Below are 25,869 nucleotides of genomic sequence, written 5' to 3'. Positions count from 1 at the left end.
CACGGTTCAGCTATTCCCGGCGATAAAGCAGCCTGATGTCATGCTGTTGGCAATACTCATGAAATTTCGGCGGCGGCGATTGATCGGTTATCAGGGTATGGAACAAGGATAAAGCACCGATAAAGGCGGGTTTGATGTTGTCGAATTTACTGTGATCGGCCACCAGGATTGCCTGCTGCGACATGGACAACGCGCGATGCTTCATGGTGAGTTCGTCAAAGTTAAAGCAGGTGGCGCCGAAACCTATATCAATACCCGCCGCGGAGATAAACGCTTTATCGGGGCGGATATTATCCAGGATGGAATATTGGGTCAGCGGCGTAAAGATGCAGTTGGCGGGATGGAACTCGCCGCCGCATAAGATAACTTTGCAATTAGGATGATCTTGTAACGCCAGGAAAGTATTCAGGGAATAGCAGACGGCGGTAAACGCCAGGTCATCGTCAATCGCATCGATGATAAACGGGGTGGTGGTGCCGCAGTCGAAAAAAACCGTGTCGTCCGGCTCGATCAGCGCCGCCGCCAGGCGGCCGGTAAGGGTTTTTTCCTCAACGTGCTTGGCTTTTTGATCCGAAACAAAATAGTGGGTAACGTTATTATTGCGCGGATCGTTAACCACGTAACCGCCCAGCAGTACGACCTGCGCGGGTTCGGCGCTGAGATCGCGGCGGATGGTCATCTCCGAGACGCCCAGCAGGACGGCGGCATCTTTCAAATGAAGCTTATCTTCCCGCTTCAGGGCGAGTATCAGTTTATTAATCCTTTCTTCGCGCCGCGTTTCCATATGACATCCTGCGTTATCAGACCCGATTTCCGCCGGGTTCTCAGAAATTAATAGTCGCTGGCGGACGCCTTGCCCGATACGATCGCGACACCTGAACTGGTGCCGATTCGGGTGGCGCCGGCCAGGATCATGGCGGTGGCGGTCTGGCGATCGCGTACGGCGCCGGAGGCCTTTACGCCCAGCTCCCCGCCGACGGTTTCGCGCATCAGCCTGACATGTTCTTCTTTTGCGCCGCCGGTGCTGAAGCCGGTGGATGTTTTCACAAACGCCACCTTCAGTTCGCGGCATATCCGGCAAACCGCGACAATTTGTGGTGAACTCAACAAACAGGTTTCCAATATTACCTTCAACGGAATAGCCGCGCAAACCTCGCGGACCGCGCGGATATCGGCGGTTACCGCGTCAATATTGCCGCTTTTGAGCCAACCGACGTTAATCACCATATCTATTTCCTGCGCACCCGCCGCAATCGCCGCCTGCGCCTCGAACGCCTTGGCGGAGGTCAGGCTGGCGCCCAACGGAAAACCGATCACCGAGCAGACCTTTACCGGGCTGTCGCACAGCAAGCGCGCGGCAAGCGGCACATACCCGGAATTGACGCAGACCGCATAAAATCCGCACTGTTTAGCCTCGCCGCATAACGTGGTGATCTGCGCTTCGGTGGCATCCTGCGCCAGCAGGGTATGGTCGATGTAAGGGGCAAAATCGATTTCAGGGGAAGTCATGTTAATGTCCTTTATGTGGATTATCACGATAATAATGTGAGAATAATAACATTACAGAAGCCTCTTACAATAGGCATGTGGCAATTTAATTTTCATTAAACGATGTGATCATTGTCATGTTACTAACATTTTTGTCTTGTTAGTGTTAATAAAATAACATTGAATAAGGTTAAAAATATGAGGGCTAATAATTATGGATATCGCAGTTATCGGTTCCAACATGGTGGATTTAATCACCTATATCAAAGAGATGCCTAAAACCGGGGAAACGCTGGAAGCCCCCGGTTTTGAAATCGGCTGCGGCGGCAAGGGCGCCAATCAGGCGGTAGCCGCCGCCAAGCTAGGGGCGGAGGTGATGATGGTCAGTAAAGTCGGCGAGGATCTCTTTGCGGACAATACCGTTAACAACCTGGTGCGCCATGGGGTCGATACCCGCTATGTGGAAACGGTGGCGGGCGTATCCAGCGGCGTAGCGCCGATTTTTGTCGATCCAGATTCACATAATCGCATCCTGATTATCAAAGGCGCCAACGATCACCTCGGCGCGCAGGACATCGATCGGGCGTCGGAACAGCTCAAGGGCTGCCGGCTGATTATCCTGCAGCTGGAAATTCCGCTCGCCACCGTCTATCACGCCATTGATTTTGCCGCCCGGCATCAGGTTCCCGTAATCCTTAATCCGGCGCCCGCCACCCGGGAACTGGATATCGCGTATGCCTGCCGGTGCGACTTTTTTATGCCTAACGAGACAGAGCTGGAAATTCTGACCGGCATGCCGGTGGACAGCGAGGAGCATATCCTGCTGGCCGGCCGTTCGCTGCTGGCCAAAGGATTGAAGAACCTGATTATTACCATGGGGCATCGCGGCTCGATGTGGCTAAGCGGCAACGAGGTGTACCGGGTCGATCCGGTACCGGTCGACGCCGTGGATACCAGCGGCGCCGGCGATGCGTTTATCGGCTGTTTTGCGCATTATTTTGTCGCGCGCGGCGATATCAAACAGGCCATGCGCTACGCGTCCGCCTATGCCGCCTACAGCGTCCGGGGTAAAGGCACCCAGCGTTCCTATGCCGAGGCTTCCCAGTTCCATGATTTCCTTGCCACCCTTCATCAGGAATAACATCATGCGCCACAATACGGTACAAATGCCTGACGGCTATTTAAACAAAACACCGTTGTTTCAATTTATCCTGCTGTCCTGCCTGTTTCCGCTATGGGGCTGCGCCGCCAGCCTTAACGATATCCTGATCACCCAGTTCAAAACGGTGTTCGCATTGAGCGATTTTGCCAGCGCCCTGGTGCAAAGCGCCTTTTACGGCGGTTATTTCCTGATTGCCATCCCGGCGTCGATGGTTATCCGCAAAAGCAGCTACAAAATGGCCATTATGATCGGCCTGTCGCTGTATATCATCGGCTGCGTACTGTTCTATCCCGCCTCCCATATGGCCACCTATACCATGTTCCTGGCGGCCATTTTTGCCATCGCCATCGGCTTAAGCTTTCTTGAGACCGCGGCCAATACCTACAGCTCGATGATCGGTCATCGCGATTACGCGACCCTGCGGCTGAACATCAGCCAGACGTTTTATCCCATCGGCGCGCTGATGGGTATTGTGCTGGGGAAATACCTGGTGTTTCAGGAAGGCGGCAGTTTAAGCAGCCAAATGGCCGCCATGACGCCGGAGCAGGTGCATCAGTTCCGTCTCAATATGCTGGAACTGACCCTGGAACCCTATAAATACCTGATTATGGTGCTGGTGGTGGTGATGGTGCTGTTTATGCTCACCCGGTATCCCCACTGCAAACCGCAGCCCGATAAGCAAAACCGCCGCGCCGCGCCCGGCATGGGCGAAACGCTGCGTTATCTTGCCGGCAATGCGCGCTTTCGCAAGGGCATCGCGGCGCAGTTTCTCTATGTGGGCATGCAGGTGGCCGTATGGTCGTTTACCATCCGTTTGGCGCTGAACCTGGGGGCGGTAAATGAGCGTGACGCGTCCAACTTTATGATTTACAGCTTTATTTGTTTTTTTATCGGTAAATTTGTCGCCAATTTCCTGATGACGCGCTTTAACCCGCAAAAAGTCCTTATCGCCTATTCTATCCTGGGCGTGGCGACGTTGGCCTATGTGGTGCTGGTGCCGAACTTCACCGCCGTCTATGCCGCGGTATTTGTCAGCGTACTGTTCGGACCCTGCTGGGCCACCATTTATGCCGGCACGCTCGATACGGTGGATAATAAATATACCGAAGTGGCCGGCGCGGTGATCGTTATGGCCATCGTCGGCGCCGCCGTGGTGCCGGCAATCCAGGGGTATGTCTCCGATCATCTCGGGTCGATGAAACAGGCGTTCGGCGTGTCATTATTGTGCTTTGCCTATGTCGGTTACTATTTCTGGGGCGAACTGCGCAATAAACAACCGCGAATCGCGACCGCGGAATCGATGATGGATAACCAACTTTAAGCAAGGAGTCGATATTATGGCCGCTGTTATTCATCTTACGCGCCAGCAATTCACCGGACAGCCGTTTCGTCTGGTGGAGAATGGTGAACTTAGCGTCACGTTATTTACCTATCCTTCGGGTATCGAAGCCGTGACCCTGCGCAATAGCCGGGGGTTTATCACCCTGCTGCCCTTTTACGGGCAGATGGTATGGGACGCGCAGTTCGACGGCCATAGCCTGCGCATGGAGAACCCCTTTAGCGAACCCAAATGGGGCGAGTCGGTGGTGGATACCTATGGCTGCTTTGCGTTCCACTCCGGCCTGCTGAGCAACGGCTGCCCGGCGCCGGAAGATACCCATCCCCTGCATGGCGAAATGCCCTGCGCACGTATGGATAGCGCTTTCCTGCTGGTGGATGGCGACAGCGTAACCCTGGGCGGCGGCTATGAATATGTTAAAGGCTTTGGTGATCATTACCTGGCGTCGCCCTCGGTCAGGCTGGGCGCCGGCGCGACACTGATGACCATCGCCATGCGGGTCACCAATCTGGCCAGCGTGCCGATGCCGCTCCAGTATATGTGCCATATGAACTACGCCTATGTTCCCCTGGCGACCTTCAGCCAGAATATTCCTGCCGCGGCGTTTGCGCTGCGTACCTCGATTCCAGGCCATGTGCACCCCACGCCGCAATGGCTGGAATATACCGCCGGGCTGGCCCGCGATCCGTCGGCGCTTAAGGCGCTGGACCAACCGCAGTTCTACGATCCGGAAATTGTCTTTTTTGCCGACAACCTGGCAACCTATACCGATCGGGTGGAATGTGTTATGCAGGCGCCGGGGACGGGGCCGCGCTTTGTCACCCGTTTCGATACGGCGCAGTTTAACCATGCCACGCGCTGGATACTCCATAACGGCGATCAAAAAGTGGCGGCGTTTATCCTGCCGGCCACCTGCCGTCCCGAAGGCCATATCGCCGCCAGCCGGGCCGGCACACTGATTGCGCTGGAGCCGGGCGCGACGCGGGAATTCAGCGTGGAGACCGGACTGGCCGGTTAGCCTTCAGGACGCGGCACAACCGAATCAGCATGGCTGAGGTCAACGGCCGGCCGGCGAAAGCATCCGAATGCGTGTTCATGGCTGTTCAGTTGGCCCTTTTCCCGCTACAGTGGGAACATGAGTAAAGATCGGGAGGGAGCCATGCTTTATATCTTTGATTTAGGTAATGTCGTGATAGATATCGATTTTAACCGCGTTTTGGGTGTATGGAGTAATCTCAGCGGTGTGCCCCTGGCCCGTCTGAAGAAACAGTTCGTCATGGGCGATGCTTTCGAGCAGCACGAAAGGGGCGATATTACCGATGAGGCGTTTGCCGCCCTGATCTGCAATGAATTGGGCATCGCCCTGAGTTTTGAGCAGTTTACCGCCGGCTGGCAGGCGGTGTTCGTCGGCGTGCGTCCCGAGGTTATCGACATCATCCATCGCCTGCGCGAACAGGGCCACCGGGTAGTGATATTGTCCAATACCAACCGTTTGCACTGCGACTATTGGCCGAGCCAGTATCCCGAGATCCAGCAGTGCGTGGATAAGCTCTATTTATCGCAGGACCTGGGCATGCGCAAACCCGACCCGGCGATTTATCGCGCCGTGCTCGAGCAGGAAGGGGTAAGCGCCCAGGACGCGGTTTTCTTCGATGATAACGCCGAGAATATCAAGGGCGCGCAAAGCATTGGCTTACAGTCGGTTCATGTAACGGATCCGGGCGTAATACCCGCTTATTTTGCGTAAGTGGCGTATTCATCGGGGAGGCTGTGGCGATGAGAGCTGCTTATCGGAAAAAATTTATCCGTTTTTTCTCGTTCTGTTCCCTGTTATATAAACGTATCGACCATGACGGGATGACGGTGCTGGCCGGCCATCTGGCCTATGTATCCCTGCTTTCGCTGGTGCCGCTGGTTACCGTCGTATTTGCGCTTATCGCCGCTTTTCCGGTCTTTTCCGGCGCCAGCGTCCAGCTGAAGTCGTTTATCTTCCATAACTTCATGCCGGCCACCGGCGACGTTATCCAGCGCTATCTCGAGCAGTTTATCCTTAATACCAGCCAGATGACGGCGGTGGGAACCTGCGGGCTTATCGTGACCGCGCTGTTGCTGATTTATTCGGTCGATACGGTGCTGAACACCATCTGGCGCAGCAAAAACAAGCGGCCGATCATTTTCTCTTTCGCGGTTTACTGGATGGTGTTGACGCTGGGGCCGATACTGACCGGCGCCAGTATGGTGATAAGCTCATATTTAATCTCCCTGACCTGGCTTAACAATACCGGCACCACGACATTCGTCACCCTGGTGCTGCGGATATTCCCGTTGGTGCTTTCCTGCGCCTCATTCTGGTTATTGTATTGCGTCGTGCCCACGGTGCGCGTTCCCGGCCGGGATGCCCTGATCGGCGCGGTGGTGGCGGGCGCGCTGTTCGAACTGGGTAAAAAGGCCTTCGGCTTATATGTCACCATGTTCCCATCGTATCAGCTGATTTACGGCGTGCTGGCGGTGATACCCATCTTATTTCTTTGGGTCTATTGGAGCTGGTGTATTGTATTACTGGGGGCGGAGATCACCGCCTCGCTGACGGAGCACCGGCGGTTGCGGCAAGAGGAGCGGTTATCGCGATGATTGCCTTGATACAACGGGTGTTGCGCGCGGATGTCGCCATCGGGGGCTTAAGCGTGGGCGCCATCGGTCCCGGTTTGCTGATCCTGCTCGGCGTCGAACGGGATGACGACAGGCAAAAGGCGGCAACGTTATGCGAGCGCGTTTTGGCCTACCGCATCTTCGGCGACGGGCAGGGTAAAATGAATCTTAATGTCCGCCAGGCCGGCGGCGACGTGCTGGTAGTTTCCCAGTTCACGCTGGCGGCGCAAACCGATAAGGGGCTGCGCCCCGGCTTTTCGCACGCCGCGCCGCCCGCCCTGGCCGAAGAACTGTATGAGTATTTTAACGACTGCTGCCGTAAGAAGGATATCAGGACCGAGACCGGCCGCTTCGGCGCTGATATGCAGGTCTCGCTGGTGAATGACGGCCCGGTGACCTTCTGGCTTCAGGTATAAGACGTTAAAGCCCTTTATAGAGAGAACATGGCATGTATCACCTGCGCGTTCCACACACCGAACAAGAACTCAGCGACTACTATCAGTTCCGCTGGGAAATGCTACGCAAGCCGTTGCATCAGCCGCAAGGTTCCGAAAGGGACGCCTATGACGCGACGGCGCATCACCAGATGGTGGTCGACGAAAACGGCAAGCCGGTGGCCATCGGCCGGCTGTACATCAATGCCGACAATGAAGCCTCCATCCGGTTCCTGGCGGTCGACCCTCAGGTACAGGATAAAGGCCTGGGCACGCTGGTGGCCATGACGCTGGAGTCCGTGGCGCGCCAGGAAGGGGTCAAACGGGTGGTCTGCAGCGCGCGCGAGGACGCGGTGGACTTCTTCGCCAAGCTGGGGTTTATCAACCAGGGCGAAATCACGGTGCCGTCCACCACGCCGATACGCCATTTTTTAATGATCAAGCCCATCGTGACCCTGGATGATATTTTGCACCGGCCGGACTGGTGCGGCCAATTGCAGCAGGCCTGGTACCAGCATATTCCGCTCAGCGAAAAGATGGGCGTGCGCATCAGCCAGTACACCGGCCAGAAGTTTATGACCACCATGCCTGAAACCGGGAACCAGAATCCCCACCATACCCTGTTCGCCGGCAGCCTGTTTTCGCTGGCGACCCTGACCGGCTGGGGGCTGATATGGCTATTGCTGCGTGAGCGCCAATTGGGCGGCACTATTATCCTGGCCGATGCCCATATCCGCTATCTCACCCCGGTGACCGGCCGGCCCTGCGCCGTGGCGGATCTGGGTTCGCTGAGCGGCGATCTCGATCGCCTGGCGCGCGGACGCAAGGCGCGGGTACAGCTTGAGGTCGAGTTGTTCGGCAATGAAGATAAAGGCGCCATATTCAAAGGCGTTTACCTGGTATTGCCGCCAACGCCGGACAAGCCGCTGGAGCGCGGCGGCTCCCAGGCCGGCTAATATGGGCAAAAAGTGGGCATGAGGGACAAGTCATGCCGTTTACGGCGCCGCCGGCGCCAGTTCTCCGTTGACCATGGTTTGATCCACCGTTTGGCCCTGTACGTTCAGCGCATGCAGCCTGCCGTTCAGGGTGGGTTTAAACGGCGCGTTGGCGGGCATTTTCCCGGCCAGCGTGAGCTGCGTATTGCCGTTGCCCGGCAAGGGCGCCACGGGCCAGCCCCAGCGCTGCAGTATGTTTAACGGCACCGCCCGTCCGTTAAGATTCAGGGTAAATCCCCGTTCGCCCTGCTGGTTGATCACCGCCGTGGCCTCAAACAGCCCCTCGCCGGCAAAGGCGCTCAGTTCGGTGACGGCGATCCTGCCCTGGTCGGCGGTTAACGCCAGCGACGGGCGCCGGACATCGATTTTGTTAAAGGTGGCGTCGCTGCCGTTAAGGGTCAGGCTGCCGGACCAGATGCCCCATTGATGATCCCGCGCCAATACCAGGTTTTTGCCATAGCCGTCCAGCGCGGTGATTTGAAATGGAAACGCGGGATTAATATCTATCAGCAGATTGCGGTTGGCGGTAAATTTGTTCACCTGCACGTCGGCCAGCCACGAGGGCAGGGGTTGCAGCCAACTGTCCAGCCATTGCCCGGGCAAGGTATATTCCAGCCCAGCCACCATGAATTCGTCCAATTCAAGACGCTGGCCGTCCCGCAGCCAGCGACCCGAGGTGCGCATCAGTCCCCCCTGCCAGCGCCCGCTGAACTGGCGTATTTCGATGCCCTGCGGCGACAGGGTCATATTGGCTATGGGATCGTTTAAATGCACGGCGCCGTTAATCAGGTCGCTGGCGTTAAACGACAGGCTACCGTCATCCGACGACCAGTCGCCATCCTGAAAGGTAATATTGCGCAGGGTTAAATCAAGATCGCTAAAGGCCCAGTTCTTGCCTTCCATACGCGCATCAATCAAATCGAAGCGATGGATGGTGATTTTAGGCACCTCCGATAGCTGGCGCAGAAACTCATCCAGGCTTTGCGTGGTCTGCATGCGTACATTGCTCAGGCGCAGGTTATCCACCTGCCAGGCGCCGTCTTCGTCGCGCCGCGCATTGCCGGTTAATTCCCCCTGGGATAAATCGGCGCCCAGATTATCCAGCCGCAGCTGGTTATTATTGATTTCGCCCTGCACCAGGACGTTTTCCGCCGGGATGCCGTTAAGGGTGAGGGAACGGGCGCTGATCTGGAAACGGGCGTTACGCCCCAAGGGAAAGCCGGTCTGCGGTTGCCAGGGAGTGATGCCGGCATTGACGTTTTGACCGTTCAGCTCCCAGCCGCCGTAAGGGGACTGGATGGCCATGCCATTGAGCTGCAGCACATCCGCCTGCAGCGGGAATGCCAGCGAGGCGGGGTCCAGGTTTAGGGTGCCGTCCTGCAGCTGGATGCGGTAGAAGTGATAGGGATCGGTGAATTGGCGGATGCTGAATCCGGCCACCAGCCGTTTGGCCACAAGCGTAGCCCGGCGTTCTTTTTGCCCGAAAGAGATGTTGTCGAAATAAATGTCGCCCGGATCGGACCAGTTGTGGGTGATCTTATTAAACGATAATTGGTAGCCGGTATGCTGGGTGACTAACCGGCTAACCCAGCCGGCGCCCCAGGTGGTTTGCAGCAACACGTAGATCAGGATAATTATCAATAGCACTATCAAAAGTATTGATAATAAGAGTTTCCCAATAAATTTCATTGCTCAAATCCATCGCTGTCATAAAGGTTACCCAGTTTATGCCGTAATTAACGGGGCTTCTCAATAGCCAATGTGCTTCAGACAAAAAAAAGCCGCCGTATTGATACGGCGACCGCAAAAAAATGATAGCTAACTAATTAATTATGTTCCGGCGGGAACAATAAATTCAAGATGATGGCGGTAATGCCGCCGGCGGCAATTCCGGAGGACATCAGGGTCTTCAGCCACTGCGGCGCGAACTGCAAAATCAGCGGCTGCTGCGACACGCCCAGCCCTACCGCCAACGATAGGGCGATAATCATAATGGCGCGGCGATTAAGCCGTTCACGGGATACGATACGTACGCCGGACGCGGCGATGGTGCCGAACATGACGATGGTCGCGCCGCCCAGCACCGGCTCGGGAATATGCTGTACAAAGCCGCTGACCACCGGAAACAGCCCCAGCGCAATCAGCATCAGCGACACCACAAAGCCGACATAGCGGCTGGCGACGCCGGTCAGTTGGATGACGCCGTTATTTTGACCGAAACAGGAGTTTGGGAAAGTGTTGAACACGGCCGACAGCATTGAATTCAGGCCGTTGGCCAGCACGCCGCCTTTCAGGCGCCGCATATAGATGGGGCCGCGTACCGGCTGTTCCGAGACGTCGGAGGTGGCGGTAATATCGCCGATGGTCTCCAGCGAAGTGACCATAAATACCAGCATCAGCGGGATAAGCAGATCCCAGTCAAAACCCAGGCCGTAATACAGCGGGGTCGGCACCATGATTATGGATTGCGCCGGCGCGGGAGCGGTCTGCGGCAACATGCCCATCATCCAGGCCGCCAGATAGCCCACCGCCATGGCGATCACCAGCGAGGCGACCCGCAGATAGGGATTGCGCTGACGATTGAGCAGGATGATGACCAGCAGCACCACGCCCGCCAGCATCAGGTTTTTCGGCGCGCCGAAGGTATGATCGCCCATGGCGGCGAAACCGCCGCCGATGGAAGTCAGGCCGACCTGGATCAGGGAAATGCCGATAATCATCACCACGATACCCGATACCAGCGGCGTAATGATGCGCCGGGCCAGGTGCAGCACGCGGGATAATAAAATTTCCGTGCAGGACGCCACCATCAGCGTGCCGAACAGGGCCGCCATCATCGTGGGCACATCGGCGCCGCCGTTTTTCAGCGCCAGGCCGCCCATGATAAGCGGCGTGACAAAGTTAAAGCTGGTGCCCTGGATGGACAGCAGGCCCGATCCCACCGGTCCCCAGGTCTTGATTTGCAGCAGTGAGGCCAGGCCGGAGGCAAACAGCGACATGCTGATAATATGCTGCGTGTCCTGCGCCGGGAGCCCCAGCGCCTGGCAGATTAACAGGCCGGGCGTAATCACGGCGACAAACATGGCCAGCAGATGCTGGCAGGCGGCAAACAGGGTTTCCGCCAGCGGCGGACGATCGTCGAGGTGATAAATCAGCTCGCTTTTGGCAACGGGAATCGGCGCGTCATCAACGTCAGTGGCTGGCATGGTCATGGGGGGAAACATTCCTGGGCGGCAAAGGAGGCATTTTAATCATCCTGTTTTTAAAAGCAAACGATTGCTCGCGACCTGCGCCCGCGCCGGTTGATATAGGTCAATGCCGGCGCAGATTTCAGGCCGGCGCCCCGGGTGCCGATGCCGGCGGGAGGGAACAAGAGGGAATACTTATGGCTCAGGCGTTGGTATAGCGCACGCGCTCCGGCATCCAGCGCTCAATCAGCGCCTGGGCGGCGGCGGGATAGTGTTGGTGGATATGGCGCGCCAGCCGCTGGACTTCCGGGATCATGGCCTGGTCGCGCAGCAGATCGGCCACTTTGAATTCCGCGTTGCCGGTCTGGCGCGTGCCCAGCAATTCCCCGGGGCCGCGGATCTCCAGATCTTGTTGCGCGATGATAAAACCGTCGTTGGTATCCCGCAGCACCTGTAGACGCCGCTGCGCGGTTTTGCTCAGGGGCGATTTATAGAGCAGCACGCAGTGCGAGGCCACCGCGCCGCGCCCCACGCGGCCGCGCAGCTGATGCAGCTGCGCCAGTCCCAGGCGTTCCGGGTTTTCGATAATCATCAGGCTGGCGTTGGGCACATCGACGCCGACCTCGATAACGGTGGTCGCCACCAGCAAGTGAACCTCACCGGCCTTGAATGCCTGCATAATCTGCTGTTTTTCCTGTGATTTCATGCGCCCATGCACCATCCCGACGGTCAGTTCCGGCAGGGCGGCGGCGAGCCCCTCCCAGGTGGCCTGCGCCGCCTGGGCTTCCAGCAGATCGGATTCCTCGATGATGGTGCAGACCCAATAGGCCTGGCGCTGCTCCTGTAAGCAGGCTTGGCGCACCCGCTGGATGACATCTTCGCGCCGGGTGTCGGGAATGGCCACCGTGGTCACGGGCGTGCGGCCGGGGGGCAGCTCATCGATAACCGAGGTATCCAGATCGGCGTAGGCGGTCATGGCGAGCGTGCGCGGGATGGGAGTGGCGGTCATGATGAGCTGGTGGGGATGGAACCCCTGCGCCAGGCCCTTCTCCCATAATGCCAGGCGCTGATGCACGCCAAAGCGGTGCTGCTCGTCGATAATCACCAGCGCCAGCCCCGAGAATTGCACCTGTTCCTGGAAAATGGCATGGGTACCCACCACCATCGCCACCCTGCCGGCGGCGATGGCATCTTGCTGGGCAATGCGCGCCTTGCCTTTTTGTTTGCCGGCCAGCCAGCCCACCTCAATGCCCAATGGCTCAAACCAGTTGCGAAACGTTTGCGCATGCTGCTCGGCCAGCAGTTCGGTGGGCGCCATCAAGGCCACCTGCTTGCCCTGGGCAATGGCTCGCAGCGCCGCCAGGGCCGCCACCAGGGTTTTACCCGAGCCGACGTCGCCCTGCACCAGACGCATCATCGGCACGGGTAGAGCCAGGTCGCTCTCGATTTCCGTCGCCACCCGTTGCTGGGCGCCGGTGGGCGCGAAGGGCAGCCGGCCAAGGAATTGCTGCTTGAGATGATGATCGGCGGTCAGCGCCAGCGCCAGCTCCTTGCGTACCCCAGCCCGCACCGCCAGCATACTGAGATTATGGGCTAGCAGCTCCTCCAGGATCAGCCGCCGTTGCGCCGGGTGTTTGCCCAGCTCCAGATCGGCGAGCGAAATGTCCGGCGCCGGACGGTGCAGAGTGCGCAGGGCGTCGGGCAGGCTTATCAGGCCCCGGCTCAGCTCCGGCGGCAGCAGCTCGGCAATCGGGCAGGTATCAAGCAGGGTCAGCGCCTGGTCTGTCAGGCTGCGCAACGTCGCCTGGCGCACGCCTTCGGTGGTGGGATAGACGGGAGTTAACGACGGCGCGAGGGTGACGTCGTCATGATCGCCGAGCACATGATATTCAGGATGGATAATTTCGGCGCCCTGCTGGCCGCGGCGGATTTCGCCATAGGCGGTAACGCGCCGGCCGGGAGCCAGGCTATTTTTCATCGCGGCGTTAAAGTTGAAAAACCGCAGGGTCATCATGCCGCTGTCGTCGCGCATGCGGCAGGTCAACATGCGCCGCCGGCCAAAGCTGATATCGCAGGCCAGCACCTCGCCCTGCACGGTGACAAACATGCCGGGCAGCGCATCGCCAATGGGGTAGAGACGGGTGCGATCCTCGTAGCGCGAGGGCAGATGCAGCAGCAGGTCCTGCAGGTTTTCCAGGCCAAGCCGCGCAAGCCTTGCCGACTGGGCGGGGCCGACCCCTGAAAGCGAACTCAGCGGTATGGCATTCAGCAGACGGCCTTCCATCATTCAGCACTCCGTGGCAGGTAAACTGGCCCGCAATGGCGGAACGGCCATGATGTCGCGCCGGTTGGCGGCCAGGTTGTTAGTTGCGGTTACGGGTGACCCGGATGACATCCGGCATAACGCGTATTTTACGCATAATATTCGCCAGATGGACACGGTCGCGCACGGTCAGGCGGATAAACGCGCTATAGACCCGCCCGTCTTTCTCTTCGGTGTTCAGGCTTTGGATATTGGAATCGGCGGCATTGATAGCCGCGGTCAGGTTGGCCAGCGCGCCCTGGTGATTAAACATATCCGCTTTAATCTCGGCGATAAACTCCTGCTCGGTATCCAGATCCCATTCCACCGCCATGAATTTTTCCGCTTCTTTCTGGTAGCCGCGGATATTGCGGCAGGATTCATGATGAACCACCAGCCCTTTACCCGGGCTGACATGGGCGATAATCGGATCGCCGGGAATAGGGCGGCAGCATTTGGCAAAGGTGATAAGCACGCCTTCCGCGCCTTTGATCGGCAGGGTTTTGGGACCGGAAACGGAGGCGCCGGACGGCGCCATATTGGACTGGTCGCCCTGCAGATTACGGGCAATCACCACGCTCATGGCGTTGCCCAGGCCGATTTCCGCCAGCAGATCGTCCAGGGAGGCCAGTTTCATCCGGTCCAGTTCATGCTGGATATTTTCCGGCGGCACCTCGGCCAGTTTACGGCTGCCGCCAAGGGCGTGGTTCAATAAACGCCGGCCCAAACTGACGGAATCGTCGCGTTTGAGGTTTTTCAGCATCTGGCGAATTTTGGCCCGCGCCTTGGAACTGACGACAAAATTCAGCCAGGCGGCGTTGGGACGGGCGCCGGGGGCGGTAATAATTTCCACCGCCTGTCCGCTGGTCAGGGCCTGGGACAAGGGGTAAGGCTGGCGATCGACCCTGGCGCCGACGCAGGCATGGCCGATATCGGTATGCACCGCGTAGGCAAAGTCCACCGGCGTGGCGCCCGCCGGCAGTTCGACGATGCGTCCTTCCGGGGTAAAGACGTAAATTTCGTCCGGAAACAGATCGGACTTAACGCTTTCAATAAATTCAAACGAGCTGCCGGCGCTTTGCTGCAGCTCCAGCAGGCTTTGCATCCAGCGCTGCGCGCGGATCTGCGCCGTGGTGCCGGTTTCACCCTGTTCTTTATAAGCCCAGTGCGCCGCCACGCCCATTTCCGCCATCTGGTCCATGTCCTCGGTGCGGATTTGTACTTCCACCGGTACGCCGTGGGGGCCGATCATCGAGGTATGCAGGGATTGATAGCCATTGGCCTTGGGAATGGCGATATAGTCCTTCACCCGTCCCGGACGCGGTTTATACAGGCTGTGCATCTGTCCCAGTACCCGGTAGCAGGTATCCACTTCGCCGACGATGACCCGGAAGGCGTAGATATCCATAATGGAGTGAAAGCGCTGCTCTTTGAGATGCATTTTGCAATAAATGGAGTACAGATGTTTTTCGCGTCCGCTGACGCGACAGGGAATGCCCGCTTCGGTCAGCCGTCCTTCAATTTCCGCCAGGATTTTCTGGATCATCTCTTTGCGGTTGCCGCGCGCCGACTTGACCACTTCCTTGATCACCCGGTAGCGGTTGGGATACAGCGCCTCGAAGCCCAGTTCCTCAAGTTCGGTCTTAAGGTGATGGATACCCAGCCGGTGGGCCAGCGGGCTATAGATTTCCAGGGTTTCGCGGGCGATGCGGCGGCGTTTATCAGGACGCAGCGCGCCAAGGGTGCGCATATTGTGGGTCCGGTCGGCCAGCTTTATCAGCACCACCCGGATATCCTGCACCATGGCCATGATCATTTTGCGGAAATTTTCCGCCTGGGCTTCTTTTTTGTCGCGAAACTTAAGCTTATCGAGTTTCGACACGCCTTCGACCAACTCGGCCACGGTTTTACCGAACAACTGCTCCATGTCCTGGTAGGTGGCCGGGGTATCCTCAATCACATCATGCAGCAGCGCCGCCATCAGCGTCTCATGGTCAAGACGCATTTCGGCCAGAATACAGGCCACGGCCACCGGATGGGTGATATAAGGCTCGCCGCTGGAGCGTGACTGTCCCTCGTGAGCATCACGGGCGACAAGGTATGCCTGCCGGAGGAGTTTAATCTGATCCTCGGGCAGGTATCGTTGAATCAGCAGATTCAGGCTTTCAAACAGATACAATTGTGAACCGTTGTCCGAATTTAGCGACGACCTTCAGCAATAGCGGTTACCGCCTGGATTTCCGCGGCTTCCTGCTCCTGCTGTTCCTGGCGATCCCGCAAGTCGAGGATCTGATTGGTAATCAGGCCTTCTTCTATTTCACGCAGGGCGATAACGGTGAATTTGTCGTTTTCTTCCGCCACCAGGGGATCTTTACCGCCGACCTGAAGTTGGCGAGCGCGACGGGCAGCGACCAGCACCAGGTCAAAACGATTACCAATTTTTTCAACGGCGTCTTGTACAGTTACGCGTGCCATATGTGAGCTACTCCGCAAATAGAGAAATGACTGGGCATCATACTGAAAGTTGTTTCAGTCCGCCAACAGTTTGGTGATTAAAGCGTCATGCCGTAATTTTTGCCGGCCCAGACGCAGACGTTCGGCACGAATAATGGTTTTTAAATCCATCAGGGCCGTATTGAACTCGTCATTCACAATCAGGTAATCATACTCGGCATAATGCGACATTTCCGCCACCGCCTGCGCCATACGGCGGGCAATGACCTCTTCGCTATCCTGCCCGCGGCCGCGCAGGCGCCGATCCAGCTCTTCCCTGGACGGCGGCAGCACAAAGATGCTGCGGGCCTGGGGCATGCGCTCGCGAATTTGCTGCGCGCCCTGCCAGTCGATATCCAAAAACACGTCCACGCCGGTGGACAACACCTGTTCGATGGCCTCGCGTGACGTGCCGTAATAATTGCCGAAGACGTTGGCGTATTCGAGGAAGCACTCCTCCCCGATCATGCGCTTGAACTCAGCCTCCGAAATAAAAAAATAATGTTCCCCGTCTTTTTCCCCCGGACGTATGGGCCGCGTGGTGTGGGAGATCGATACCTGGGTGTCGTAAAGCGGTTGTGTTTTAAGCAACGCCTGGATCAGGCTTGATTTTCCCGCGCCGCTGGGAGCGGAAACAATGTAAAGCGTACCATGAACCATAGTGGGAATTTTTCGGCTGTAGTTGATGTCTTTAGTGGATAACCGTCGTTGATGAATCGACGCGTGAAGACGATATCGTCTCACATTATACACGGCATTGATGCAGGTTGCAGCTTCCCTTGCTGTTTAGCGCCGGGCTTTTGCGCCCTTGGCGCCAGGGTGACGGCGGCGGCAAGCATAGCGGGCGCTCAAATAATGGATGTGGTTTACGCTTTTTCGATTATTACATAAAGGAAACTTAAGTGATGAGCCGCTAACTATTTCAGAATCATAGGGGGATGGGATGTCATGGTCAACGTTGCCCCGATAGTAGTCGCATATATCCAGCGAGGTTGGGCTTTATTAACGGCCAGTTTTCCATTCAACCCGGTGTGGCCGAAAAAGCAATAGACATGCATTTATCAAGAATTGCTTATACTTTTGCTACCCGAAGGCGTTCCCTCATCGACAAATAACGCCCTGTGGATGAGGGAAATTTGATACTGCTTATATTTTAGAGCGGCATGGTTTATGCCGCCCATTAAATAGGATATGCAGCGGTCTAAACCGACAATTAACGCTGGCCTGCTTCGAGGGTATTGCAAATTTCACCGAATTTTTCCAATTGCGCTTCAGATAAAGGCGCCAGAATACGCTCAAGGATAGTACGATGAGTCTGCTGAGCAATTTCCAGTTTATCGCGTCCTTTTTCTGTAATATAAACATGTTTAACCCGGCGGTCGGTCGGGCTTTGCTGGCGCTGCAGCATTTCGTCTTTCTCCAGGGCGTCCAGCACCGTCACTACCGTACGGGAAGAAAATCCCATATAATTTTTGATATCCGTGGCGCTGGTCTTGCCATGGGTAATCAATTGCAGGATCTTCATTTTGGACAATGAAAGTCCTTCATTGACCAATTGGCCGTTCACTTCTTTTCTCAGGCGATGATAGATGCGAGATAAAGATTCTACGGTAACTGACATGTCTATTTTTTTGTCCATTGTCGTTCCTCTCTGTAAATTAAGACGATTTACTCGCCGCGATGGCAGGTTAAAAGCTGTTATATTGATACAGGGATTAATTTATCCCTCCGGCATTGAGTTAGTGAAAAACGCCTTGCACAGCAATAACGTTCTACCCGCAATCCACCGGTAGCAAAGAAACCGTCAATATAGTTCGCGCAAAGCGCTACAAGAATCATGAATTGCCCTTCCCTAAGAAGAGCCATTTACAATATTGATTGTTAAAGCCAGTGCAGTTTATATGAATATTTTCTATTTTGAAACATGGCTAATAGAAAAATACGCATGTAATATTGAAATATCACGGCAGTGATATTTTATTTTATTTTATTACTTTTATATTAACTTTATAGCCTGCTATCTTTATATTTTTACAAAAAGTAAAAAATAATAACTTCATGATATATATAGGTATTTTACAAATAACATCAATTAAAAAAGTGACTCACTTATATTGTTAAGTAATAAAATAATAAAGATTTAAAAAAATTAATTTAAATAAATTCCTCACAAAAACATCACCGCGGAATAATTTCCGGGAAATTTTCATTTAAATAACTGATTTATAATCATAATTTTTTCGTTTTACCAAAACCCGGCTAAGACGTCGACGAATAACCGTGAAGTATCAAGGCGTTATTATTTTATACTCCAGCGCCAGGCTGTAAATGCGTCGGGGATAAATCTATTGTCGCGCCGCGAATAGGGGTGGGTAGGGCCGGGACACCTATAATCAATACGTATCTGTTCATTTCGGAGGATAGCCGATGTTTAGCCATATCCAACTGGGCGCACGGGAGCTGCCGCGCATGATTGCCTTTTATGATCGCGTTCTCGCCGAGCTGGACTTAGTAAGGATGACGCCGCAGGAGCTGGACTGCCCCGCCGGCATTATCTGGAGCAAAGCCGGTCAGCGCTGGCCGCAGTTTGTGGTCCGGCGTCCCATCAACGGCCTGCCCGCCACCTGGGGCAACGGTTGCCAGGTGAGTTTTGCCGCGCCATCGCAGGACGCGGTGGCCTCAGCCTGGTCGGTGGCCCTCAGCCAGGGTGGAATCGACGAGGGCGAGCCCGGTGTCCGCGCCATCTATGCCGATGATTTTTACGCCGCCTACTGCCGCGATCCCGAAGGCAATAAACTCTGCTTCGTCCATGCCGGCGGGGTAAATCCCTAGCGGGAAGCGCGGCGAGGCATACGGCGTTCTTATATGTCGTTTTTTTGCTAAAACGCGTCGTAATAACGACGTTCAATGGGTGTAAACACTGGCAAGCTTGCTTACGTTTCCTGCTGCCATCAAGCAGAATCCGGCCTGTCCACCGCGGCCTTACCGGTGTGCCGGCGGATGTTCCTTAGCGAAAACTTAAACAGGCTGGGCTTATGTTTTTTTACCTGCTTCGGCGGCTTATGCTGGCGGCGTCAGTGATGTTGCTCGCCATCTCGTTACTTTTTTGCCTGGTGTTCCTGGTGCCGGGCGATCCGGCGTCGGTGGCGCTGGGGCCGCGCGCCAGCGAAGCGCAAAAACAGGCGCTGCGCGAACATATGGGGCTGGACCGGCCGGCCGTCGTGCAGATCGCCCGCTTTATCGCTAACGTGGCCACCGGCGATCTGGGCGAAGACGTCCTCACCCACCGGCCGGTGGCCCAATTGATTGCCCGCGCCCTGCCCAATACCCTGATTCTGGCGCTGTCGGCCATCGCCTGGGCCGTTCTCCTGGGCATCCCGCTGGGCTGCTGGGCGGCGCTGCGCCAGAACAGCCTGGCCGACCGCCTTATCGGCCTGATGTCCACCAGCGTTATCGCCCTGCCGGCCTTTGTGGTGGCTATCTATGCCCTGCTGATTTTCGCGGTCACCCTGAAATGGTTTCCCGCCATTGGCGCGGGACAGCGGGACGATCCCGTTTCCCAGCTGAATGCCCTGGTACTGCCGTCGCTGACGGTGGGCCTGAGCTGGATCGGTTATCTATCGCGGCTGGTGCGGGCGTCCATGTTGGAAGTGCTTAAGGAGAACCATATCCGCACCTATCGGGCGTTCGGCATCGGCGAGCGGCTTATCGCCATGCGTTATGCGCTGCCGATTGCGGTAGTGCCGGTGGTATCTGTGCTGGGGGTCGGCATCGGCTCGCTGTTATCCGGCGCGGTGCTGACTGAAATCGTTTTTGCCCGTCCCGGCCTGGGCAAGCTGGCCTTTGATTCGGTGATTTCACGTAATTTTCCGGTGGTGATGGGCACGGTGGTGGTGACCTCCGGCTTTTATGTGCTGGCCAACCTGATTGCCGATTTGATTAACACTTTTCTCGATCCGCGCGTGCGGCAGGAGCTTTGACCATGGCTCTTATCACCACCAATACCCCGGTCGCGGCCACCCCGGTTTCCGCCGCCGCGCCGCGTCCCGGCGCCTTTCGCGTGCTGCGCCAGGTCTGGTCGGGCGGGATGGGCCGTTTTGCCCTGATCTGCGTCGCCGCGCTGCTGGCCTGTGCCGTTTTCGCCCCGTGGCTGGCCCCGCACGATCCCATTGCCATCAAGGCGGCGCTCAGGCTGAAGGGGCCAAGCATGGAATATTGGCTGGGCAACGATCAGCTGGGGCGCGATATTCTCTCGCGCCTGATTTATGGCAGCCGTATCGCCATGACGGTGGCGTTTATCGGCACCGGCGGCGCGCTGTTGATCGGGTCCATGCTGGGGCTGCTGGCCGGGTATGGCCCACGGCAAGTCGATACGCTGCTGATGTTGTTTTGCGACGCGCTGATGTCGATTCCGATGATTTTATTCGCGCTGGCGGTGGTGACGCTTATCGGCTCAAGCGTCGTCACCATCATCATGATCATCGTCACCTTTATGGTGCCGGGGTATTTCCGGGTCGTGCGCAGCCAGACGCGGGTGCTGAAACGTATGGAATATATTGTCGCCGCCCGCGCCATGGGCGCCTCTCCCCTGAGCGTGGTATTCCGCCACCTGATCCCCAATCTGGTGGGTACCTTGCTGGTACTGGTGGCCATGGATATCCCGGCGGTGATCGCCATCGAATCCGGCCTGAGTTTCCTCGGCCAGGGCGTGCAGCCTCCCGACGCCAGCTGGGGCACGGTGCTCAACGACGGTTATTCCTATATCCGCCAGGCGCCGCATATCGTTATCGCCGCCGGCATCCCCATTATCCTGGCCACCCTGGGGTTCACCTTTCTTGGCGAGGCGCTGCGCGACGCGCTTGACCCGCGCACCGCCCGGCAATCCAGAGGAGAGAGCTGATGGCCCTGCTGGACATCCACGATCTGTCGGTCACCTATGACTCGGCCAAAGGTCCGCTGAAAGCGGTGCGTAATATTTCCCTGTCCGTGGACAAGGGCGAGGTATTGGGATTGGTGGGGGAGAGCGGCTCGGGCAAATCGACGCTGGTCGGCGCCATGCTGACCCTGCTGCCGGCCAACGCCCATGCGAGCGGTCAACTGCGCTACAAGGACCAAAACCTGCTCGACCTGCCGGAATACGCCAAGCGACGGCTGCGCGGCAACGGCATCGCCACGGTTTCCCAGGACCCGTTTACGGCCCTGAATCCGGTGATTACCATCGGCAGGCAACTGCTGGCGTTTCAGCACCATAAATCGGGATCTAAAGCGGAAAAGCTGGCGCGCGCCCTGGTAATGCTTGAGCGCGTCGGAATTTCCGACCCCAAAGGGCGGTTAAAGCAATACCCGCATGAGCTGAGCGGCGGCATTCGCCAGCGCATCGCCATCGCCGCTGCCCTGCTGACCGAACCGGAACTGCTGATCGCCGACGAACCCACCACCGCGCTGGACGCCACCACCGAAATGCAGGTGGTGGAGGTGCTCAGGGCCAGCCGGAAGCTGGTGGACGGCGCCATTATTTTTGTCACCCACGATTTACATCTGGTCAGCGCCCTGTGCGACAAGGTGGCGGTGATGTACGCCGGGGAAATTGTCGAAGCCGGGCCGATAAAGCAGATTTTTTCCGCGCCGTCCCATCCGTATACCCAGGCGTTGCTGGCCTGTGATCCTGAACGTATCGAGGTGGCGACGCGGGAACTGCCGTTTATCGCCGGCTCGGTGCCCATGCCCAGCATCAATCGCGTCGGCTGTCCTTTCCAGCCCCGCTGCGGTGTGGCCTTTGCTCCGTGCGGCGTGCAAAACCCGCCCGACACCCTGCTTGACGCCGACGGTTGGGTGGTTCGTTGCCATAAGGTGAATGCCCATGCTTGAGATCCGGGATTTAGTCGTCCGCTACAAGACGGGCACCCTGCTGAGCCGCCTGCGGCCCGGCGCGGTCCGCCATGTCGATGTGTTGGCGGGCGTCAGCCTGCATGTGCCGCCGGGCAAGACGTTGGGCCTTATCGGTGAAAGCGGCAGCGGCAAAACCACCCTCGGCCGCGCGGTTATCGGCCTGGCGCCTACGGCGCGCGGCAGCATTCAGGTCAACGGCCGCGAACCGCATGACGCCAGCGATTTGTCCTGGCGCGCCATTCGACGGGAAACCGGGCTGATATTCCAGGACCCGATGGCCGCGCTCGACCCGCGCATGACCGTCGAACATCTGGTTACTGAGCCGTTTACCGTCAACGGCCGGGAGATTAAACGCCGGGTGGAGGCCTCCCGGCTGCTCGACCTGGTGGGGTTGCCGTCGCTGTTCCTCGACCGCTATCCCCATCAGCTGTCCGGCGGCCAGGCGCGGCGGGTGGCGGTGGCGCGGGCGCTGGCACTGCGTCCGAAGCTTATCATCGCCGACGAACCCACGGCGGGGCTGGATCTGTCGGTGCAGGGCGAGTTGCTGAACCTGTTGACCGCCCTGCAGCGCGAGCTGGGCATGAGTTACCTGATCATTACCCATAACCTGGCCATCACCCGCCACGTTACCGACCGTATCGCCATTATGTATCTAGGGCGCATCGTGGAAACCGGTCCGACCGACGTGGTGTTCCGCCAGCCGGCCCATCCCTATACCCGGGCGCTGCTGAGCGCGAAAAGCAAACATAATCCGCCCAATGCCGGCGTGCTGACCGGCGAGGTGCCCACCCTGGCGCGCCGGCCTTCCGGCTGTGAATTCCATACCCGTTGTCCCCTGGCGACCCTGCTGTGCCGGACCGCCGCACCCGTATTACGTCCCCTCAGCGGGGAGCACCAGGTTTCCTGTCATACCCCTTTGATTAACGCGCAACCCCAACAGGCTCAGCCCAGCCGCATCATAGTTAAGGAGATGCATCCATGAAAGGCCCCTCGATGAACAGACGTTCCCTTCTCAAGACGATGGCGATTCTCGCCGCGGGGGCTTCCAGCTCGCTGATGATCGGCGGCCAGAGGCTGGCCTTTGCCGCGGATAATAAAAATAAGATCCTGCGGGTGCAAAACGACCTGGATATTACCAACCTCGATCCGGCCAACCGCAGCGGCTGGTATGACGAAATGGTGATGTTCGCGGTGTACTCCGGCCTGTGCCAGTACAAGGCGGGCACCGAGTGGGGCTGGCAGTTGGATGCGGCTGAATCGCTGGAGCAGGTGGACCCGCTGACGGTGCATTTCAAGCTGAAGCCGGGCATAAAATGGACCGGCGACTTCGGCGAGATGACGGCGGAGGATGTTAAATACTCTTATGAACGTTTCCTTGACCCAAAACTGTCCGCCATCTATGCCTCCGACTGGGAGGCGTTGGATCACGTGGAAATCAAGGGCACCTATGAGGGCGTTATCCATCTCAAGCACCCGTTTGCGCCGTTGTTCACCAGCACTCTGCCGCACGCCTCAGGCCTGATCGTCTGTAAAAAAGCGGTGGAAGCCGCCAAGGACAAAAAAATCGCCACCGATCCGCTGGCGTCTTCCGGCCCGTATAAGATTGGCGAATGGCTGCCGCGCGAGCGGCTGACCCTGGTGCGCAATGAAAAATGGAGCGGCCCGCACAGTTTTTATGATCAGATCCAACTGGTGCCGATTGGCGATTTGAACACGGCGGAAATCGCCTTTGAAGCCGGCGATCTGGATATGACCAAAATCAACATCAGCGCCATACCCAAGTACCAGGGCGGCGTTGAAGGCACCACGCTTACCGTGCGGCCGGCGCTGGCCTATACCTGGCTCGGCATGAACGTTGATCATCCGCTGCTGAAAGACCTGCGGGTGCGCCGGGCCATCCAGCAGGCGATCGACGTGCCGTCCATCCTGGATGCCGCCTTCGGCGGCGCGGTAAAACCGGCGTTTGGCCTGGTGCCGCCGCCGCTGCCCGGCGCGCGCGGCAAAAATATCTATCCGTACTCCCCGGAGGCCGCCAAAAAGCTGCTCAAGGAAGCGGGCGTGTCCAATCTGCAACTGCGGCTGGACTTAACCACCTCCACCGACGGCGGCACCGTGGCGCAGGTGATCCAGGCGCAGCTGGCCGAAGTGGGCATCACGCTTAAAATCAATCAGATGGATGGCGCCGCTTTTGTCGCCGCGGGCCAGGAATCCGAAGGCACCGCCTGGAAGGACGCGCAGCTGCGCATGACCACATTCACCACCGCGCCGGACGCCAGCTGGGTTACCGCGTGGTTTACCTGCAGCCAGGTGGGCATCTGGAACACCCAGCGCACCTGCGACAAGGCATGGGATCAGTTGAATCTTGAGGCGGCCAATGAGCTGGATCAGGCTAAACGGGCCGCCATGTACGTCAAGCTGCAGGATCAGCTGGAAGAGACCGGCGCCTATGTCTTTTTATATCACGGCAGTAACGCCTGGGTGACACCCGCCGCTATCCATGGCGCCTGGACGCCCGACGGCCAGTGGCCGTTGTTCCGCGAAATCAAAAGCGTCTGATCGGCCGGTTTTACCGCCCGGGCGGGTAGCGCCGGGCTTTATCACTGAAAAAAAGAATATCGGCCCGGGCTGTTGAGTGCGCCCGGCGCCGGATGTGGGAGCTTCCTTGACTACTGCCCGTATTCCCCTCGCCCCGAAAAAAAGCGTACGCACCGCCGCCAGCGCACTGAGACATCCCAACTACCGACGGTTTTTCGGCGGTCAGCTGTTATCGGTGATTGGCAGCTGGATTCATACCATCGCCCTGGGCTGGCTGATTTGGCGGCTGGGCGTGTCGTCGCCGGTGATGCTCGGGCTGCTGGCGTTTTGCAGCCAGGGACCCATTCTGCTGTTTGGTTTGTTTACCGGCGTTATCGTCGATCGCTGCGATCGGCGCCGTCTGGTGCTGGCCACGCAAATCGGCCTGACGCTGCTGGTGGCGCTGCTGTCGATACTGACGTTAAGCCATTGGATTACCGGGGAAATCGCTATTGTCATCGCCCTCGGCCTGGGCCTTATCAGCGCGTTTGATCTGCCGGGCCGGCAGTCACTGGTGGTCGACCTGGTGGAATATAACGACCTGGGCAACGCGCTGGCGCTGAACTCGGTTATTTTTAACGGCGCCCGCCTGATTGGACCGGCGCTGGGCGGCGTGCTGGTGGATACCGTCGGGGAAGGGTGGTGTTTCGCCTTTATCGCCGCCTCTTATGTGCCGCTGATTCTGTTTTTATCCACCATGCGTATTCCTCAGCGTCCACCGGTAACGCGCGACGGCAACCTGCTGACGGAAATGGCGGAAGGGTTGGCCTTTCTGCGCCAGGATCCCGACGCCCTGCGCATCCTGCTGCTGGTCGGGCTGTGCAGCCTGACCAGCGTGCCCTATTTTTCCTTTCTGCCCATGCTGGCGGATACGGTGTTGCAAGGGGGCCCCGCCGGGTCGGGCATTTTAATGAGCATTACCGGCGTTGGCGCGCTTATGGCCGCCCTGCGCCTGGCATGGAGCAGCGATATCGGCAAGATGCGCCCCTGGCCGATGTGGGCGGCGCTGATGCTGGGCATCTCGCAGATATGCCTGGGCCTGTCGCATCTGTTCTGGCTCAGCGCCCTGATAGCCGCGCCGATAGGCTATGCCATATTGACCCAGAACCTCAGCTCGAACTCGCTGCTCCAGCACCGGGTGCCCGACGCCCTGCGCGGCCGGCTGATGTCGTTTTATTCCATGATGCTGATAGGCACCGTGCCCATCGGCGCCATCATCTGCGGCGGCGCGGCCGAACTGCTCGGCCTGCCGCTGACCATGATCATCGGCGGCCTGGCATGCCTGGCGGGAGTCGCCGCCATTGCCGGCTGGGACCATTTCGGCGCCCGGCGCAACGCATGATTTCCCCTTTTCAG

At 57.8% G+C, this 25,869-nt stretch carries 23 protein-coding genes; 14 read left to right on the top strand and 9 right to left on the bottom strand.

All coding sequences use genetic code 11. The features are described 5' to 3' along the window. Positions 1 to 10: 10 nt before the first annotated feature. Positions 11 to 784 (bottom strand): DNA-binding transcriptional repressor DeoR, encoded by a 774-nt coding sequence (gene deoR / locus ACL2XM_RS21480; RefSeq protein ID WP_410012818.1) that lies wholly within the window; start codon positions 782 to 784, stop codon positions 11 to 13. Between the two features lie 47 nt (positions 785 to 831). Continuing rightward, positions 832 to 1,509, bottom strand: a complete 678-nt coding sequence (gene deoC / locus ACL2XM_RS21475; protein ID WP_413731571.1) for a deoxyribose-phosphate aldolase — start codon at positions 1,507 to 1,509, stop codon at positions 832 to 834. A 193-nt stretch (positions 1,510 to 1,702) separates the two neighbouring features. On the opposite strand from deoC, the gene rbsK reads away from it, so the two are divergent. The 7 genes from rbsK to fabY all read left to right on the top strand — a co-directional run bounded on the left by rbsK (position 1,703) and on the right by fabY (position 8,028). After that, positions 1,703 to 2,629 (top strand): ribokinase, encoded by a 927-nt coding sequence (gene rbsK, locus ACL2XM_RS21470; RefSeq protein WP_413731570.1) that lies wholly within the window; start codon positions 1,703 to 1,705, stop codon positions 2,627 to 2,629. 4 nt (positions 2,630 to 2,633) lie between these two features. Beyond that, on the top strand, positions 2,634 to 3,971 hold the full coding sequence (fucP, locus tag ACL2XM_RS21465; protein WP_413727437.1) for an L-fucose:H+ symporter permease: 1,338 nt from the start codon (positions 2,634 to 2,636) through the stop codon (positions 3,969 to 3,971). A 16-nt stretch (positions 3,972 to 3,987) separates the two neighbouring features. Next, the gene (locus ACL2XM_RS21460) at positions 3,988 to 5,007 is read left to right on the top strand and encodes an aldose 1-epimerase family protein (protein ID WP_410012814.1); all 1,020 of its coding nucleotides are present in this window, start codon (positions 3,988 to 3,990) and stop codon (positions 5,005 to 5,007) included. 141 nt (positions 5,008 to 5,148) lie between these two features. Further along, entirely contained in the window at positions 5,149 to 5,736 is a 588-nt protein-coding gene (yihX, locus tag ACL2XM_RS21455) for a glucose-1-phosphatase (protein WP_410012813.1), read from the top strand. Between the two features lie 29 nt (positions 5,737 to 5,765). Continuing rightward, positions 5,766 to 6,620: a virulence factor BrkB family protein gene (locus ACL2XM_RS21450; RefSeq protein WP_410012812.1), complete on the top strand. Its 855-nt coding sequence runs from the start codon at positions 5,766 to 5,768 to the stop codon at positions 6,618 to 6,620. Further along, positions 6,617 to 7,054, top strand: a complete 438-nt coding sequence (gene dtd / locus ACL2XM_RS21445; protein ID WP_410012811.1) for a D-aminoacyl-tRNA deacylase — start codon at positions 6,617 to 6,619, stop codon at positions 7,052 to 7,054. Before ACL2XM_RS21450 ends, dtd begins: the two co-directional genes overlap by 4 nt. A gap of 32 nt (positions 7,055 to 7,086) precedes the next feature. Beyond that, positions 7,087 to 8,028 carry a fatty acid biosynthesis protein FabY gene (gene fabY / locus ACL2XM_RS21440; RefSeq protein WP_413731569.1) on the top strand — a complete coding sequence of 314 codons (942 nt, stop codon included), beginning with the start codon at positions 7,087 to 7,089 and terminating at the stop codon, positions 8,026 to 8,028. Between the two features lie 39 nt (positions 8,029 to 8,067). Here the strand turns inward: fabY and ACL2XM_RS21435 are convergent, their stop codons facing one another. The 7 genes from ACL2XM_RS21435 to ACL2XM_RS21405 form a co-directional block, all read right to left on the bottom strand. Beyond that, a complete protein-coding gene (locus tag ACL2XM_RS21435) occupies positions 8,068 to 9,756 on the bottom strand; it encodes an AsmA family protein (protein ID WP_410012809.1) in 1,689 nt (562 codons plus the stop codon). 137 nt (positions 9,757 to 9,893) lie between these two features. Next, positions 9,894 to 11,273, bottom strand: a complete 1,380-nt coding sequence (locus ACL2XM_RS21430) for a nucleobase:cation symporter-2 family protein (RefSeq protein ID WP_410016667.1) — start codon at positions 11,271 to 11,273, stop codon at positions 9,894 to 9,896. 184 nt (positions 11,274 to 11,457) lie between these two features. Next, the gene (gene recG / locus ACL2XM_RS21425) at positions 11,458 to 13,539 is read right to left on the bottom strand and encodes an ATP-dependent DNA helicase RecG (RefSeq protein ID WP_410016666.1); all 2,082 of its coding nucleotides are present in this window, start codon (positions 13,537 to 13,539) and stop codon (positions 11,458 to 11,460) included. Between the two features lie 79 nt (positions 13,540 to 13,618). Beyond that, positions 13,619 to 15,736 (bottom strand): bifunctional GTP diphosphokinase/guanosine-3',5'-bis pyrophosphate 3'-pyrophosphohydrolase, encoded by a 2,118-nt coding sequence (spoT, locus tag ACL2XM_RS21420; RefSeq protein WP_410012808.1) that lies wholly within the window; start codon positions 15,734 to 15,736, stop codon positions 13,619 to 13,621. Positions 15,737 to 15,756: 20 nt separating this feature from the next. Beyond that, on the bottom strand, positions 15,757 to 16,032 hold the full coding sequence (gene rpoZ, locus ACL2XM_RS21415) for a DNA-directed RNA polymerase subunit omega (RefSeq protein WP_132924177.1): 276 nt from the start codon (positions 16,030 to 16,032) through the stop codon (positions 15,757 to 15,759). A 54-nt stretch (positions 16,033 to 16,086) separates the two neighbouring features. After that, positions 16,087 to 16,710: a guanylate kinase gene (gene gmk, locus ACL2XM_RS21410; protein WP_410012807.1), complete on the bottom strand. Its 624-nt coding sequence runs from the start codon at positions 16,708 to 16,710 to the stop codon at positions 16,087 to 16,089. 553 nt (positions 16,711 to 17,263) lie between these two features. Further along, complete coding sequence (locus ACL2XM_RS21405) at positions 17,264 to 17,689, bottom strand: MarR family winged helix-turn-helix transcriptional regulator (RefSeq protein WP_410012806.1); 426 nt, start codon at positions 17,687 to 17,689, stop codon at positions 17,264 to 17,266. 788 nt (positions 17,690 to 18,477) lie between these two features. On the opposite strand from ACL2XM_RS21405, the gene ACL2XM_RS21400 reads away from it, so the two are divergent. The 7 genes from ACL2XM_RS21400 (at position 18,478) to ACL2XM_RS21370 (ending at position 25,855) form a co-directional block, all read left to right on the top strand. After that, a complete protein-coding gene (locus tag ACL2XM_RS21400) occupies positions 18,478 to 18,882 on the top strand; it encodes a VOC family protein (protein ID WP_410012805.1) in 405 nt (134 codons plus the stop codon). 203 nt (positions 18,883 to 19,085) lie between these two features. Further along, entirely contained in the window at positions 19,086 to 20,030 is a 945-nt protein-coding gene (locus tag ACL2XM_RS21395) for an ABC transporter permease (RefSeq protein WP_410012804.1), read from the top strand. Between the two features lie 2 nt (positions 20,031 to 20,032). Further along, positions 20,033 to 20,950, top strand: a complete 918-nt coding sequence (locus ACL2XM_RS21390) for an ABC transporter permease (protein WP_410012803.1) — start codon at positions 20,033 to 20,035, stop codon at positions 20,948 to 20,950. Further along, the gene (locus ACL2XM_RS21385; protein WP_410012802.1) at positions 20,950 to 21,918 is read left to right on the top strand and encodes an ABC transporter ATP-binding protein; all 969 of its coding nucleotides are present in this window, start codon (positions 20,950 to 20,952) and stop codon (positions 21,916 to 21,918) included. The genes ACL2XM_RS21390 and ACL2XM_RS21385 overlap by 1 nt, the downstream gene beginning before the upstream one ends. Then, positions 21,911 to 22,921 (top strand): oligopeptide/dipeptide ABC transporter ATP-binding protein, encoded by a 1,011-nt coding sequence (locus ACL2XM_RS21380; protein WP_413721770.1) that lies wholly within the window; start codon positions 21,911 to 21,913, stop codon positions 22,919 to 22,921. The genes ACL2XM_RS21385 and ACL2XM_RS21380 overlap by 8 nt, the downstream gene beginning before the upstream one ends. Before the next feature lie 11 nt (positions 22,922 to 22,932). Further along, positions 22,933 to 24,495 carry an ABC transporter substrate-binding protein gene (locus tag ACL2XM_RS21375; protein ID WP_410012800.1) on the top strand — a complete coding sequence of 521 codons (1,563 nt, stop codon included), beginning with the start codon at positions 22,933 to 22,935 and terminating at the stop codon, positions 24,493 to 24,495. A gap of 106 nt (positions 24,496 to 24,601) precedes the next feature. Next, a complete protein-coding gene (locus tag ACL2XM_RS21370) occupies positions 24,602 to 25,855 on the top strand; it encodes an MFS transporter (protein ID WP_413731568.1) in 1,254 nt (417 codons plus the stop codon). Positions 25,856 to 25,869 lie beyond the last annotated feature (14 nt).

Origin of the sequence: Sodalis sp. RH20, from assembly GCF_047324205.1 — a bacterium.
In the GTDB taxonomy this organism is placed as follows: domain Bacteria; phylum Pseudomonadota; class Gammaproteobacteria; order Enterobacterales; family Enterobacteriaceae; genus Acerihabitans.
This window is presented reverse-complemented; position numbering and strand designations above follow the sequence as displayed.

What these genes read in the sequence shown, in the direction of transcription:
- ACL2XM_RS21430 (WP_410016667.1), bottom strand. Translation starts at nt 11,273, where the DNA reads ATGCCAGCCACTGACGTTGATGACGCGCCGATTCCCGTTGCCAAAAGC.
- ACL2XM_RS21375 (WP_410012800.1), top strand. Translation starts at nt 22,933, where the DNA reads ATGAACAGACGTTCCCTTCTCAAGACGATGGCGATTCTCGCCGCGGGG.
- ACL2XM_RS21450 (WP_410012812.1), top strand. Translation starts at nt 5,766, where the DNA reads ATGAGAGCTGCTTATCGGAAAAAATTTATCCGTTTTTTCTCGTTCTGT.
- rpoZ (WP_132924177.1), bottom strand. Translation starts at nt 16,032, where the DNA reads ATGGCACGCGTAACTGTACAAGACGCCGTTGAAAAAATTGGTAATCGT.
- fucP (WP_413727437.1), top strand. Translation starts at nt 2,634, where the DNA reads ATGCGCCACAATACGGTACAAATGCCTGACGGCTATTTAAACAAAACA.
- ACL2XM_RS21435 (WP_410012809.1), bottom strand. Translation starts at nt 9,756, where the DNA reads ATGAAATTTATTGGGAAACTCTTATTATCAATACTTTTGATAGTGCTA.
- ACL2XM_RS21395 (WP_410012804.1), top strand. Translation starts at nt 19,086, where the DNA reads ATGTTTTTTTACCTGCTTCGGCGGCTTATGCTGGCGGCGTCAGTGATG.
- gmk (WP_410012807.1), bottom strand. Translation starts at nt 16,710, where the DNA reads ATGGTTCATGGTACGCTTTACATTGTTTCCGCTCCCAGCGGCGCGGGA.
- ACL2XM_RS21385 (WP_410012802.1), top strand. Translation starts at nt 20,950, where the DNA reads ATGGCCCTGCTGGACATCCACGATCTGTCGGTCACCTATGACTCGGCC.
- recG (WP_410016666.1), bottom strand. Translation starts at nt 13,539, where the DNA reads ATGGAAGGCCGTCTGCTGAATGCCATACCGCTGAGTTCGCTTTCAGGG.
- ACL2XM_RS21400 (WP_410012805.1), top strand. Translation starts at nt 18,478, where the DNA reads ATGTTTAGCCATATCCAACTGGGCGCACGGGAGCTGCCGCGCATGATT.
- dtd (WP_410012811.1), top strand. Translation starts at nt 6,617, where the DNA reads ATGATTGCCTTGATACAACGGGTGTTGCGCGCGGATGTCGCCATCGGG.
- ACL2XM_RS21460 (WP_410012814.1), top strand. Translation starts at nt 3,988, where the DNA reads ATGGCCGCTGTTATTCATCTTACGCGCCAGCAATTCACCGGACAGCCG.
- ACL2XM_RS21380 (WP_413721770.1), top strand. Translation starts at nt 21,911, where the DNA reads ATGCTTGAGATCCGGGATTTAGTCGTCCGCTACAAGACGGGCACCCTG.
- ACL2XM_RS21390 (WP_410012803.1), top strand. Translation starts at nt 20,033, where the DNA reads ATGGCTCTTATCACCACCAATACCCCGGTCGCGGCCACCCCGGTTTCC.
- deoC (WP_413731571.1), bottom strand. Translation starts at nt 1,509, where the DNA reads ATGACTTCCCCTGAAATCGATTTTGCCCCTTACATCGACCATACCCTG.
- deoR (WP_410012818.1), bottom strand. Translation starts at nt 784, where the DNA reads ATGGAAACGCGGCGCGAAGAAAGGATTAATAAACTGATACTCGCCCTG.
- yihX (WP_410012813.1), top strand. Translation starts at nt 5,149, where the DNA reads ATGCTTTATATCTTTGATTTAGGTAATGTCGTGATAGATATCGATTTT.
- fabY (WP_413731569.1), top strand. Translation starts at nt 7,087, where the DNA reads ATGTATCACCTGCGCGTTCCACACACCGAACAAGAACTCAGCGACTAC.
- ACL2XM_RS21405 (WP_410012806.1), bottom strand. Translation starts at nt 17,689, where the DNA reads ATGGACAAAAAAATAGACATGTCAGTTACCGTAGAATCTTTATCTCGC.
- rbsK (WP_413731570.1), top strand. Translation starts at nt 1,703, where the DNA reads ATGGATATCGCAGTTATCGGTTCCAACATGGTGGATTTAATCACCTAT.